This window comes from Salinivibrio sp. IB872 (assembly GCF_001995345.1).
GTDB classification, from domain to species: Bacteria; Pseudomonadota; Gammaproteobacteria; order Enterobacterales; family Vibrionaceae; genus Salinivibrio; species Salinivibrio proteolyticus.
The window spans coordinates 29,629-42,840 of sequence record NZ_MUFO01000011.1 but is presented as its reverse complement, the minus strand read 5'-3'; the positions used below and the strand labels follow the sequence as shown (position 1 = coordinate 42,840).

At 52.1% G+C, this 13,212-nt stretch carries 14 protein-coding genes; 7 read left to right on the top strand and 7 right to left on the bottom strand.

Annotation, left to right across the window (positions count from 1 at the left end):
* The first annotated feature begins 39 nt into the window (after window positions 1-39).
* Genes lptD through apaH form a run of 6 tightly spaced genes read left to right on the top strand, consistent with a single transcriptional unit; the run spans window position 40 to window position 6,743 of the window.
* Window positions 40-2,364: an LPS assembly protein LptD gene (gene lptD / locus BZJ18_RS06640; RefSeq protein ID WP_077455818.1), complete on the top strand. Its 2,325-nt coding sequence runs from the start codon at window positions 40-42 to the stop codon at window positions 2,362-2,364.
* A gap of 54 nt (window positions 2,365-2,418) precedes the next feature.
* A complete protein-coding gene (gene surA / locus BZJ18_RS06635) occupies window positions 2,419-3,714 on the top strand; it encodes a peptidylprolyl isomerase SurA (RefSeq protein ID WP_077455817.1) in 1,296 nt (431 codons plus the stop codon).
* A complete protein-coding gene (gene pdxA, locus BZJ18_RS06630) occupies window positions 3,704-4,690 on the top strand; it encodes a 4-hydroxythreonine-4-phosphate dehydrogenase PdxA (RefSeq protein ID WP_077455816.1) in 987 nt (328 codons plus the stop codon). The genes surA and pdxA overlap by 11 nt, the downstream gene beginning before the upstream one ends.
* Window positions 4,687-5,493, top strand: coding sequence for a 16S rRNA (adenine(1518)-N(6)/adenine(1519)-N(6))-dimethyltransferase RsmA (gene rsmA / locus BZJ18_RS06625; protein ID WP_069589588.1), 807 nt, complete (start codon window positions 4,687-4,689; stop codon window positions 5,491-5,493). The genes pdxA and rsmA overlap by 4 nt, the downstream gene beginning before the upstream one ends.
* A gap of 14 nt (window positions 5,494-5,507) precedes the next feature.
* Window positions 5,508-5,891: a Co2+/Mg2+ efflux protein ApaG gene (gene apaG / locus BZJ18_RS06620; RefSeq protein ID WP_077455815.1), complete on the top strand. Its 384-nt coding sequence runs from the start codon at window positions 5,508-5,510 to the stop codon at window positions 5,889-5,891.
* Between the two features lie 21 nt (window positions 5,892-5,912).
* Window positions 5,913-6,743 (top strand): bis(5'-nucleosyl)-tetraphosphatase (symmetrical) ApaH, encoded by an 831-nt coding sequence (gene apaH / locus BZJ18_RS06615; protein ID WP_077455814.1) that lies wholly within the window; start codon window positions 5,913-5,915, stop codon window positions 6,741-6,743.
* Here apaH and folA read toward each other — a convergent pair.
* The 6 genes from folA to rplU form a co-directional block, all read right to left on the bottom strand.
* Entirely contained in the window at window positions 6,740-7,222 is a 483-nt protein-coding gene (gene folA / locus BZJ18_RS06610) for a type 3 dihydrofolate reductase (protein ID WP_069589594.1), read from the bottom strand. The genes apaH and folA overlap by 4 nt on opposite strands.
* An 18-nt stretch (window positions 7,223-7,240) precedes the next feature.
* Entirely contained in the window at window positions 7,241-7,705 is a 465-nt protein-coding gene (locus BZJ18_RS06605; protein WP_077455813.1) for a threonine/serine exporter family protein, read from the bottom strand.
* On the bottom strand, window positions 7,702-8,481 hold the full coding sequence (locus tag BZJ18_RS06600) for a threonine/serine ThrE exporter family protein (protein WP_069589598.1): 780 nt from the start codon (window positions 8,479-8,481) through the stop codon (window positions 7,702-7,704). The genes BZJ18_RS06605 and BZJ18_RS06600 overlap by 4 nt, the downstream gene beginning before the upstream one ends.
* Before the next feature lie 200 nt (window positions 8,482-8,681).
* Window positions 8,682-9,845: an Obg family GTPase CgtA gene (gene cgtA / locus BZJ18_RS06595; protein ID WP_069589601.1), complete on the bottom strand. Its 1,164-nt coding sequence runs from the start codon at window positions 9,843-9,845 to the stop codon at window positions 8,682-8,684.
* 219 nt (window positions 9,846-10,064) lie between these two features.
* Entirely contained in the window at window positions 10,065-10,322 is a 258-nt protein-coding gene (rpmA, locus tag BZJ18_RS06590) for a 50S ribosomal protein L27 (RefSeq protein WP_069589603.1), read from the bottom strand.
* A 19-nt stretch (window positions 10,323-10,341) separates the two neighbouring features.
* On the bottom strand, window positions 10,342-10,653 hold the full coding sequence (gene rplU, locus BZJ18_RS06585) for a 50S ribosomal protein L21 (RefSeq protein WP_069589607.1): 312 nt from the start codon (window positions 10,651-10,653) through the stop codon (window positions 10,342-10,344).
* Window positions 10,654-11,017: 364 nt separating this feature from the next.
* Here rplU and ispB point away from each other — a divergent pair, with 364 nt between their 5' ends.
* Complete coding sequence (ispB, locus tag BZJ18_RS06580; protein WP_069589608.1) at window positions 11,018-11,989, top strand: octaprenyl diphosphate synthase; 972 nt, start codon at window positions 11,018-11,020, stop codon at window positions 11,987-11,989.
* Between the two features lie 81 nt (window positions 11,990-12,070).
* Here the strand turns inward: ispB and mdh are convergent, their stop codons facing one another.
* Window positions 12,071-13,009: a malate dehydrogenase gene (mdh, locus tag BZJ18_RS06575; protein ID WP_069589609.1), complete on the bottom strand. Its 939-nt coding sequence runs from the start codon at window positions 13,007-13,009 to the stop codon at window positions 12,071-12,073.
* Window positions 13,010-13,212 lie beyond the last annotated feature (203 nt).

Genomic DNA, 13,212 nt, shown 5'->3' with positions numbered 1-13,212 from the left:
TACACCACGCTATCAGATAAAACAGGAATGTCTTCTTCAATGTCACCGACTGCACGCAGCTTTTTAGCCACCATGATTAGCCTGGCGCTCTATGGCCCAGCGCTTGCTTTTGCCAATGCGGACTCCGCCGACACACCTTGCCCGGACAGCGAGGCGCGGTGTATTCCACCCAGTGAACAAACGCAAGATGTGAACAACGCCCCGATTCGCGTTGTGGCTGATCGCGCCGAAGCCCAATCCAACGAAAAAGCCATTTACAGCGGCAACGTTGAGGTTACCCAAGGGCATCGTAAAATGACCGCGGATACCGCTACGCTGCGCGACCCTGAGCGTATTGTCACCGCTCAAGGCGATGTGGTCTTCAATGATGGGCAGATGATGGTGACCTCGGATTACCTGCAGGCCAATCTTGATACGGAAGACACCACACTCAATAACGCACAGTACAAAATGCTGTGTACACCGGGGCGCGGTGAAGCCAAACGGGTATTTAAAAACGGCACCACCTTCTATGAAATGGAAGACGGTACCTTTACCACCTGTCCGGATGAAGATAAAAGCTGGCGCTTTTCGGCTTCCAAAATCGAAAAAGAAGAAGACAGCCTGTTTGCCGACTTGTATCACCCCAAATTTGAGGTGATGAATGTGCCTGTTTTTTACCTGCCTTATTTGCGTGTACCGGTCGAGGATGGGCGCTTAACGGGTTTCCTCTATCCATCGGTGTCGTGGAGTGATCGCGACGGGGTTGAGCTAGAAACCCCATTTTATTGGAATATTCACCCACAACTTGATGCCACTATCACGCCGAAATACATGTCGGAGCGTGGCGTTCAGCTTAACACCAATATTCGTTATTTAGCGCCATTCGGATACGGCTCGTTATATTCCGAGTACCTCCCTGACGACCAGCTCAATCCTGAATTGGATGAGCGTTGGGGCTTTAACTGGAAACACAGTGGCGTCCAAGGTCACTGGCGCTATGAGGCCGATTACAGCAAAGTCAGCGATATTGCTTACTTTCAGAATATCGACTCCGATGTGGGTAAACGGGAAGACAACACCTTGCTACAAACCGGCGAAATCAGCTATCGCGGGTTAGATTGGAATAGCACGGTACGTGTCCGAGATTTCCAAGCACTGACTGAGAATACCAGCGTCTATCGCCTCATGCCGCAGGTGGATCTCAATTACTATGCGCCGCAAACCTTGGGCTGGGCGGATATTAGCTTGCCCGCACAATTGAGCGTGTTTGCCAGTGATGACCCGAACAAACCCGAGGCCACCCGGACCCATTTGGCGCCGACCTTGAGCATTCCCTTCACGCGTCCTTGGTTTAGCGCCACCGCCGAAGCGAGCATGCTCTACACCCATTATGATCAGCGCTTTGATAACGCCTCACCGGATGCGGAGTCGACCGCCAAACTGAGTAAGTCAGTCGAGCGGAAGATCCCCACATTGCGGTTACACTCAGGGCTGGTGCTTGAGCGTAATTTCTGGGCGATGGGGAGCAACTTTAGTCAAACCCTTGAGCCACAAGTGCAGTACTTGTATATCAAGGATGTCAACCAAAGTGATATCTACAACCCGGTGAACTACAACGGGGGCGGCTATGATACTGCGCGCTTACAAACCGACTACTATGGCCTGTTCCGCGGTAATCAGTTCAGTAGTATCGACTTTATCAACCCCGCTAACCAGCTTACCTACGGGGCAACCACGCGCTTTTATGACAGCGGTTATAAAGAGCGCTTTAACCTGTCGTTTGGTCAGATCTATTATTTTGATCGTTCTTCGGATGAGGATGTAGATGCGTTCGACTATTCCGCCTGGGCGCTCGAGGGGGAAGCCAATTTTAACGACAACTTCTTTGTTCGCGGCTCCATGCAGTACGACAGCAACTTAAGTGAGTTGCAATTCGGTAATGCGATTGCGGAATACCGTCAGGATGGCTTTTACGCGCAAACCAGCTATCGTTACGTGGCGCAGGAGTACATAGTATCGACCTTGCCAAACCGAGATATCAGCAAGCTAACGGACGATGGATTGTCGCAAGCAGGTGTCGTGACAGGCTTCCCACTTTGGAACGGGCTGAGCTTTAAAGGGCAATACTGGCGCGATCTGACCCAAGATGTCATGCTGGAAAACCAGTTTAGCCTGACTTACCGTTCTGACTGCTGGGTCATTGGGCTGAGCTACAATGAGTACTTGCTCTCGCGCTCTAACATCAACAGCGATCCTGAATACGACAACAACGTCACCCTCTCGTTTAGTCTGCTGGGTCTCGGCGCACAAAGCGGTTTCAACTTCAGTACAGACTCAGGAAACGCCCTTGGCTACCGCGATCCTTTTGCGCTGAAGAACTAACACGGCACACTGTGGTCTGGACAGTAGAACGATTTTTAAAGAAGTGGACAAAGCATGAACAAATGGAGTCACGCCCTCATCACTGGCGTTTTAGTGTTGCTTACACCTTTTTCCCACGCAGCACCCAAAGAGCTGGATCGCGTGGTCGCTGTGGTTAACGACGGGGTCGTGCTGAACAGTGATATGGAAGCCATGCGTCGTACCGTGACGCTAAACGCACAACAAAATGAGCGTCAACTGCCACCAGCCTCCGTGTTGGAAGAGCAAATGCGCGAACGCTTAATTGTCGAAGAACTGCAATTACAAGAAGCGAAGCGTTTAGGTATTCAAATTGACGATAGCCAGCTACAACAGGCAATTACTAATATCGCCAAAGAACAGTCGCTGAGCCTCGATGAGCTGCGCAAACAAGTTAGCGCGCAAGGCACCTCTTGGGCACAATACCGCGAACAAGTGCGCCGCGAGCTGACCATTTCAGAAGCACGCAATGCCCAAGTGCGTCGTCGGATCAGCATTTTGCCTCAAGAAGTCGAATCCTTGGCCAAGCAGCTGAACGAACAGCAACTGCAAAAAGTGCGCTACAAGCTGTCTCACATCCAACTAAAGCTGGATGATGACGCGGATAAAGCCACGCGCGAAGCCGTGAAAAAGCAAGCATTTGAGCTTGTCGACAAACTGCGCCACGGTGGAAAAGTTGCCGATTTGGCCATGGCATACTCGAAAGGGCCGAAAGCGCTCGACGGGGGAGATTGGGGCTGGCTACGTTTAGAGGAAATGCCGACCATCTTTGCCGACCAGATCAGTAACCAAGGGAAAGGTGCCATTATTGGCCCCTTCCGCAGTGGTGTGGGCTACCATATTCTTAAAATCACCGATGTAGAAGGACTCGAGACCGTCGCGGTGACTGAGGTTAAAGCGCGTCATATTTTGATTAAGCCATCAATCGTCCTTAGTGACAAAGGTGCGCAAAAAGAGCTGAATGACATCATCGCCCAGATCAAACGGGGTGATCAGAGTTTTGCCGATTTAGCCAAACAGTACAGTGATGACCCAGGCTCGGCCGTCAATGGGGGTGACTTAGGCTGGTCAACCACAGATGTCTATGTCCCTGCCTTTAAAGCCAAAGTGGATGCCCTTCCACAAGGCCAGATCAGCGAGCCATTCAAAACGGTACATGGCTGGCATATTGTTGAAGTTACCGACCGTCGCGAAGTGGATAAAACCGATGCAGCGGTGAAAAACCGAGCCTATCGTATGCTGTTTAACCGCAAGTTTAACGAAGAAGCACAAGCATGGTTGCAAGAGTTACGCGCCGGTGCGTACGTTGAGGTACTCGGCGATGACCGTTAAGCGTATTGCCATCACCCCGGGAGAGCCTGCGGGGATTGGCCCTGATTTAATTTTAGCGATGGCACAACATCCTTGGCCACACCAACTGGTGGTGGTGGCCAATCGAGACATGTTGGTAGAACGCGCCAAGACACTTGGTCTATCAGTGACGCTTGAGCACTACGACGCCACGCAGCCAGCCACGCCACACCAAGCCGGTACGCTGATTGTTGAAGATATACCGCTCGGCGCGCCTGTGGTAGCGGGCCACTTAGATGAAGCCAATGGCCGCTACGTGCTTGAAACACTGACACGCGCCGCTGAAGGGAATCTCAACGGTGAATTTGCTGCCATTGTCACTGGCCCCGTTCATAAAGGCATTATCAACCGTGCTGGTGTTTCATTTAGCGGTCATACTGAGTTTTTTGCTCAACACGCGAACGTCAATCAGGTCGTGATGATGCTGGCCACTGAAGGCTTGCGTGTCGCACTCGTGACTACCCATATCCCGCTCGCCTGCGTCGCCAAAGCGATCACCCGAGAGCGTCTGCATGATGTGATTGCGATTTTGCATCAAGACTTGCAAGAGAAATTCGCCATCAAGCAGCCACGTATTTATATCTGTGGTCTCAACCCGCACGCTGGGGAAGACGGCTGTCTGGGTCGCGAAGAAATTGACATCATTGAACCTGCGCTCGACGAGTTACGCGAGCAAGGGATGGACTTGGTCGGACCGCTCCCTGCTGATACGCTTTTCCAAGAGAAATATCTGCAAGATGCCGATGCTGTACTGGCGATGTATCACGACCAGGGCTTACCTGTGTTAAAATTCAAAGGATTTGGGCGCTCAGTGAATATCACCTTGGGTCTCCCTTTTATCAGAACATCAGTAGATCATGGTACCGCACTGGATTTAGCAGGTACTGGTACGGCGGATACAGGAAGCCTGCGGACGGCCATCTCCCACGCCATTGAATTAGTAGATAGCAAAGCATGAGCGATAAAGTCCACCAAGGCCACCGCGCCAGAAAACGTTTCGGACAAAACTTCCTAAACGACCCTTACATCATTGACGGCATTGTTTCGGCCATCAATCCTCAATCCGGTGAAAATCTGGTTGAGATTGGTCCGGGACTGGGCGCGTTGACTGAGCCTGTCACCGAGCAAGTGGATCATTTAAACGTGGTCGAGCTTGACCGCGATCTGGCCGCCCGCCTGCGTAGCCACCCATTTATGGCCAGCAAGTTAACCGTTCACGAAGCGGATGCGATGCAGTTTGATTTTGCCGAACTTGCCAAGCAAGGGCCTTTGCGGATTTTCGGTAATCTGCCTTACAACGTCTCGACCCCTTTGATGTTCCATCTGTTTTCATTTGCAGGCCATGTGCAAGACATGCACTTTATGTTGCAAAAGGAAGTGGTAAACCGCTTGGCGGCGGGTCCAGGAACCAAAGCGTACGGTCGATTAACCGTTATGGCGCAATATTACTGTCAGGTCATTCCGGTACTAGAAGTCCCACCCAGCGCGTTTAAACCTGCGCCTAAAGTGGACTCGGCTGTGGTTCGCCTCATCCCACACAAAACGCTGCCGCACCCAGCAACGAGCATGCAATGGTTAGAGCGCGTTTGTCGAGAGGGCTTCAACCAACGCCGTAAAACCATACGTAACGGTTTCAAATCCTTGGTGAGTGTGGACACACTGACCGAGCTCGGTATTGACCCTAGTTTGCGACCGGAGCATTTGACGCTGGAGCAGTTTGTCAACTTGGCAAACTGGCTGGACGCCAACCATCAACAATAAACAGGAGCCTTGACTTGCAAGCCACCGATAACCCGCAATTCGAGATTAATATCGCGACCCAATACGTCGAAGATCAATCCGAGCCGGACAACGAGCGCTTTGTGTTTTCTTACACCGTCACCATTAAAAACCAAGGTGATGCGCCCGCACAGTTGATGCGACGCAAGTGGTTAATCACAGATGCCAACGGTAAAGAGATCGAGATTGAGGGCGAAGGCGTGGTGGGAGAGCAACCCAGTATTGCCGCGGGAGAAAAGTATACCTATACCAGTGGCACCATCATTGAAACGCCTGTGGGCGTGATGCAGGGTTTCTATACCATGCAAGATCAAGCCGATAACCAGTTTAAAGTGGAAATTGAGCCGTTCCGCCTCGCGCTCCCTAACATTCTTCACTAACGTCCCTCAAGGAGGCCACACATGGCTACCTATCTTATCGGGGATATTCAAGGTTGTTACCAAGAACTACGCGCGCTGTTGGCGCGCGTTGATTTCTCCCCCGCTCACGATACCCTCTATGTCGCGGGTGATTTGGTCGCTCGCGGGCCGGACTCCTTATCCGTATTGCGCTATCTTCATGCGCTCGGCGCGTCAGCCAAGATAGTCCTTGGCAACCACGACCTGCATCTATTAGCCGTTGCACACGGGATTAAACCGGCCAAGCCAAAAGACCGTACCCAGCCGATCCTCGACGCGCCAGACCGAGAAACATTGCTTCAATGGTTAGCGGCTCAGCCTCTGTTAATCGACGAATCAGCGCGAGACGACGGTGGCTTTTTGCTGACCCACGCGGGGATTAGCCCACAATGGGATAAAGCGACGGCTGTCGCCTGCGCGCGTGAAGTCGAATCCATACTGCACAGCAATGAGCAAGCGTGGTTATTACGACATATGTATGCGGATCAACCCGATCACTGGGAGGAAACGTTGGAAGGCCTGCCTCGCTACCGCTATATCATTAATAGTTTGACCCGGATGCGATTTTGCTGGCCCGATGGTCGCCTCGATATGCAATGCAAGCTACCTCCCGCGAAAGCGGCAGATACTGGTCTCATCCCTTGGTTTAAGGTGGCGCGCCAACAACCACTGGGACACGCGATTGTGTTTGGCCATTGGGCGGCTTTAGGGGGAGCCATCCAGCCCGGCTTATACGGGCTGGATACAGGCTGTGTTTGGGGCGGTGAGTTAACCTTGCTGCGTTGGGAAGACAAGGTTTGCTTTACCCAACCAGCGCTCAATGGCGGTGCTTAACCACGCTCCCAAACCGTAAAAGTCAGTGGGTGGGCGTTTTTCTCGTCCGGTGCATGAGTTTCACTGGCCACTTGCGTCCACCCTTCACCCCAGTCGGGGAAACGAGTATCGCCTTCAACATGGGTGTCGATAAAGGTGAGATACAAGCGATCCGCGCGCGGCAAAAACGCGTCATAAATGGTCCCACCGCCAATCACCATCACCTCAGCCACATCGCCCACCGCGGCCAGCGCCTGCTCAGGCGAAGCGACCACGGTCACGCCGTCTGGTTGATAGTCAGGATCGCGGCTGATCACAATATTGGTACGCTTTGGTAAAGGGCGGCCAATCGACTCAAAGGTTTTACGCCCCATCACCACAGGATGCCCTAGGGTGGTGCGCTTAAACCACGCTAAATCAGCCGGCAAATGCCAAGGCATCTGGTTATCTTTTCCAATTACTCGGTCTTTTGCCATTGCGGCAATTAAGCTGACTCGCATTACGCAGGCCTCATTGAATTAAATCACAGGTCGGCGACGATAAAATAATAACCCCGGCATCGCAAGGCCAATGGCTAATGCGGCTAAGATAAACCCAGCGCTAATCAAATTCTCCATCAAGCTGGCCCACAAGGCCGGCGTGTATCCTTGGTTATTGATAGTCACCAAGGCGATCATCGCTTTAAACGCGTAAACGCCGGGGATCATGGGAATAATGGCGGCGACGGTAAATACCTTAGGATGGGCCAGAAAGCGCTGAGACCAATACACCCCTAAAAACCCGATGGTGGTGGCGCCCGCGAGCGTCGCCCACTCGATAGCCATACCCGACTCCATCAACACAAACCTTAGCCCATGACCAATCGCGCCGCCGTAAGCGCAGTATTTGAGCGCCTTGGCTGGCACATTGAAGACCAAGGCAAACCCCACCGCGGGGATCATGGCAAAAAACATATCTTCCAATAGGGCAAGCAGCAAACTCATAACCACCCCCATGCACCGACAAGATTCATCGCCCCGACAATACCGAGCGCGGTGGCGAGGGTCAGTAACGACGCCATGGTCCAGCGTGCAATCCCCATATCGACAAACCCTTTCACCATGTCAGAGACCGCGTTAATGAGCGGATAACCCGGCACCAACATCAACACCGACGATGCCATGATCAGAAAAGGTTCATTGCCCCAATTCATCACCGTCCCCACGCTTGAAATTAAGGTGGTCACCATGGCGGTAAGCGCAAAAGTGAGCAAAGGATTAAACTGACGGTGGGCAAGTAGTTGGCGCACACGCATGCCGCACGCCGATGCGACAAAGGTTAAGGCAAAGATAACCGCATCACCACCGGCCAACCGGCTAAACGCGGCACAGGAAAGCCCTATCATGCCCACCACTAGCCAAGGGGGATAACGATGAGGCTTGATGCGGGTGAGACGCTTACGCACCGCTGGCGCGTCGAGAATACCCTTTTCCGCAAGGATCACCGTGCGCTGAATATCCGTTACCACCTGCATATTGATCCCGCGGTCGGGGCACTGTCTCGCAGTGGTAATGCAATGGCCGCGGTTCAAGGTGGTGACCACCAATGAACTGGCTGATAGCGCGAGCTCAACACTGTCTAGCCCCAACGCTTTGCCCAAGCGAATGCTGACATCGCTCACCAGTTTACTCTCTGCACCATGTTGCAAAAGTCGCTGCCCGACTTCTATGACCAAACGTGAAATCGCACGCTGTTCTGGTTCGGTTAACCGTCTCGTCACCCGCTATCCCTCTCGCCTTTATCTACTGTCGCAGTATTGATGAATAACTGCTTAAAATCTTTGATGCAAATAAAACACCTCCGATTTCCTTGTCGGAATTGGGCAGCGTACCTTTTTCTGCGCTCAGCCAATACAGCGGCGATCAAACATGGCGACGATAGGCATAAAAAAACCGCTGCTCGTGAGCAGCGGTTGTCAGGTTAAGGCTTGTAGATGATTTCGACGTCGTAGTCGTCTTCATCCCAATCGTCCCAATCATCGTCGTCATCGTCCGATTGATTGAGCTTCTTCTCGTGGTAATCATCCCACTTGAAGGCCACCGTTTCATCCTCTGGTTCAACCTCTGGCGTCGGTGCCGGTAAGGTATCAATAAAGCCCATCAGATCGTAAATCAGTGGCTGGACGTTCGCCTTGTTGATCGCAGAGATCGCGTAATATTTATCATCCCACGCGAGCGCCTCTAACACACGATCGATTTGCTCTTGCGCCTGCTCTTCTGGCATGAGGTCGACTTTGTTAAAGACCAACCAACGCGGCTTATCTGCCAGCTTCTCACTGTATTGGTTTAACTCATCAATGATGGTAAACGCGTTGTCGACCGGATCGGTACCATCCACAGGCATCAGATCAATCATGTGCAACAAGACACGGCAGCGCTCAAGGTGTTTCAAGAAGCGAATACCCAGTCCCGCGCCATCGGCAGCCCCTTCAATCAGGCCCGGAATATCCGCCACGACAAAGCTTTTATCGGCAGCGACACGGACCACGCCAAGGCTTGGCACCAAGGTGGTAAAGGGGTAATCAGCGACCTTTGGCTTAGCGGCCGACACCGCGCGAATAAAGGTTGATTTACCCGCATTCGGCAAGCCTAACATGCCCACATCGGCGAGGAGCAACAGCTCTAGGCGCAGCTGACGGACTTCCCCTTTAGTCCCCATGGTTTTTTGGCGTGGCGCGCGGTTGACGGATGATTTGAATCGGGTATTACCCAACCCATGGAAGCCGCCTTTTGCCACCATGACTTTCATGCCATGTTGGGTCAAATCGGCAATCACTTCACCGGTATCTTCATCGACAGCACGGGTACCAACAGGCACATTCAGCACCAAATCATCACCGCGTTTGCCGGTACAGTTACCACCGCGACCATTTTCACCACGCCCTGCGGCATGAAAGCGCTCGAATTGGTAATCAATCAGGGTGTTAAGGTTCTCGTCGGCGAGCAGGTATACATCACCGCCATCGCCACCGTCGCCGCCATCTGGGCCCCCTTTGGGCACATACTTTTCACGTCGGAAGCTGACGGTACCATTGCCGCCGTCACCCGCGTCTACGCGAATTATCGCTTCATCTACAAACTTCATGCTAACTTCTCCGCACCAGCGGCCAGAAACATCTCGTTCCCGGGCTGCTAGCCTTATCCCAGATTGGTGTGTGGCGATCTTATCGATCTTAGGATCAATTTTCAGCCTTGGCTGACTTTCTGCTTACCGTGGATTGGCGGCGGCTCGACGAGGGATCACCAGACACAATAAAAAGCCCCGCCAAGTGGCAGGGCTTCAAAATTCGCTTGGCGTTGAAACTTATTCAGCTTCGATAGTAACGAATTTACGGTTCTGAGGACCTTTAGTCTCGAACTTCACTTTACCGTCGGTCAAAGCGAATAGAGTGTGGTCTTTACCGCAACCTACGTTAGTACCTGCGTGGAATTTAGTACCACGCTGACGCACGATGATGTTACCTGCTAGAACAGACTCACCACCGAAACGCTTAACACCTAGACGTTTACTTTCTGAATCGCGGCCGTTTTTAGTAGAACCGCCAGCTTTTTTGTGTGCCATCTCTTCTCTCTCCTAACTCTTAAGCGCTGATGCCAGTGATTTTCACTTCAGTGAACCACTGACGGTGGCCCATTTGCTTGCGAGAATGTTTACGACGACGGAATTTGACGACTTTCACTTTATCGCCACGACCGTGGGTAACAACTTCCGCTGTTACTTTACCGCCACTAACAAATGGCGCGCCAACTTTAACGTCTTCGCCGTTTGCTACTAGCAGCACGTTGTCAAATTCAACACTTTCGCCAGTTTCAACGTCTAGCTTTTCCAAGCGAATAGTCTGGCCTTCGCTTACTCGGTGTTGCTTACCACCACTTTGGAAAACTGCGTACATGGTTTACTCCGCATTTCCGCACGGCCTACTGCGTTTAATATTTGAGCAGTAAGGGGTGCGCATATAATTCATCAATAGGGCGCGAATTCTACGGTAGAAATTGATTTGAGGCAAGAGGGGATCGTAAGAAAATTGGTGAAAAGCTGCTCAGCATAGATTCCCACACTTTTTGCAGGCCTGAGAGCTATCTCGTCGCACGTGATTTGGTGTACCATTGATACCTTAAACACCCGCGCTAGCGCCGATACTGACCCTGAAAGTACGCCAACGCTGATACGTCATGCGTCTTTCATCCATCACGTCGTAGAAACGTGCAGTTTTGTGGCGGCAAGCAAGCAACTAGGACAAAGCCCGGATTTTATTCATGGATTTCAAATCAATCCAAGCCTTGATCAGTGATGACATGGCGCAGGTCGATCAAAAAATACTGGCTCAACTCAATTCTGACGTCGCGCTTATTAACCAACTTGGCTTTTACATCGTAAACAGCGGGGGTAAGCGCTTACGCCCTATGTTGGCGGTTCTTGCGGCGAGAGCCCTTGGGTATCAAGGTGAAAAACACACCACAGCGGCCGCGTTTATTGAGTTTATTCATACCGCTACCTTGCTTCATGATGATGTGGTCGATGAATCGGATTTGCGCCGTGGCAATGCAACGGCCAATGCCATGTTCGGTAATGCCGCCAGTGTGCTGGTCGGCGACTACATCTACACCCGCTCATTCCAAATGATGACCAGTTTGCGCTCATTGAAGATATTGGATCTGATGAGTGAGGCCACCAATGTGATTGCCGAAGGGGAAGTGCTGCAGTTAATGAACTGTAACGACCCGAATACCACCGAAGCGAGCTACATGCAGGTGATCTACTCTAAAACCGCACGTCTTTTTGAGGCAGCGACCCAGGTCGGGGCCATTCTCAACGACGCGGATCCAGAGACAGAAAAAGCCTTCCAAGATTATGGCCGCTATTTGGGAACGGCGTTTCAGCTGATTGATGATGTCATGGATTACACCAGCGCGGATGACGAAATGGGCAAGCATGCCGGCGATGATCTAGCTGAAGGGAAACCGACGCTCCCCTTGTTGCATGCGATGCAACACGGCACTGAGCATCAATCGGCTATGATCCGCGAAGCCATTGAGAAAGGGAATGGACGGGACAAACTCGAGACGATTTTGGCCTGCATGGACCAATGTGGCTCCTTGTCCTATACCCGTGAGCGTGCAGAGCAAGAATCAGAAAAGGCGATTCGCGCCCTAGATGGTTTAGCGGATTCGGATTACAAGGCCGCCTTAGTCGCGTTGGCAAAATTGGCGGTTAACCGGAATAAGTAACCACACGCGTCTATCGCTATTTAGCGACAAGCAAGCATAAAAAACGGCGCATATCGCGCCGTTTTTTCATCGATGAAGGGGCTATTTCGCCGCGAATTCTTCACCCATTTGAATGTCTTTACGCAAGGTGTCGAGCATATCGTCCATCGCTTTTTGCTCAAACGCGCTCAGCTCACCGATGCTCAAGATTTCTTCCACACCGTTTTTACCCAGACGCACCGGTTGGGCAAAGAAGCGCGCGTGCTGACCATCGCCTTCCACGTAGGCACACTCCACTACATTTGACTCACCTTGTAGCGCGCGCACTAGAGATAGGCCGAAACGACACGCTGCTTGCCCCATCGACAAGGTCGCAGAGCCACCACCTGCTTTGGCTTCGACAACTTCTGTGCCCGCATTTTGGATACGTGGCGTAAGTGCTGCGACTTCTTCGTCAGTAAAGCTCACTCCTTTCACCTGAGACAGCAAAGGCAAAATGGTAACGCCTGAGTGACCGCCGATCACCGGAATGGAAACCTCACGAGGATCCATGCCTTTTAGCTCACCAATAAAGGTTTCAGAGCGAATCACATCCAAGGTGGTGACGCCGAACAATTTGTTTTTATCGTAGACGCCTTTGGCTTTGAGGACATCCGCTGCAATCGCCACTGTCGTGTTCACTGGGTTGGTGATAATACCGACACACGCTTTCGGGCAAACATCGGCAATTTTTTCCGCCAAGGACTTAACAATACCGGCGTTTACGTTGAACAGATCTGAGCGGTCCATGCCAGGCTTACGGGCGACGCCAGCAGAAATCAAGACCACGTCCGCGCCTTCAAGCGCTGGGGTTGGGTCTTCACCGCTGTAGCCTTTAATAGAAACCGGGGTTGGGATATGGCTTAAATCCACAGCTACCCCGGGGGTAACCGGTGCGATATCGTACAGAGCCAAGTCGGAACCCGCTGGCAGGTTATTTTTTAGCAGTAGGGCTAACGCCTGACCAATGCCTCCCGCGGCGCCAATCACAGCAACTTTCATGTCGTTCTCCTTTCGATATTTCTTATAGTCCGGATCCGGTCCGGCTTCTGTTCGGGCACAAATCGCCACGTAATGGTGCGAACTGTGGGCTCATCATATGCCCGCCTATGCGTGCACTCAAGCGTCAAGCGGTGATGATCAGCCAAAGCTCTCATTTTTCTTTTTGCTGCGTTGAAATCGCGTGAATCGAGTTAGGAACAGTG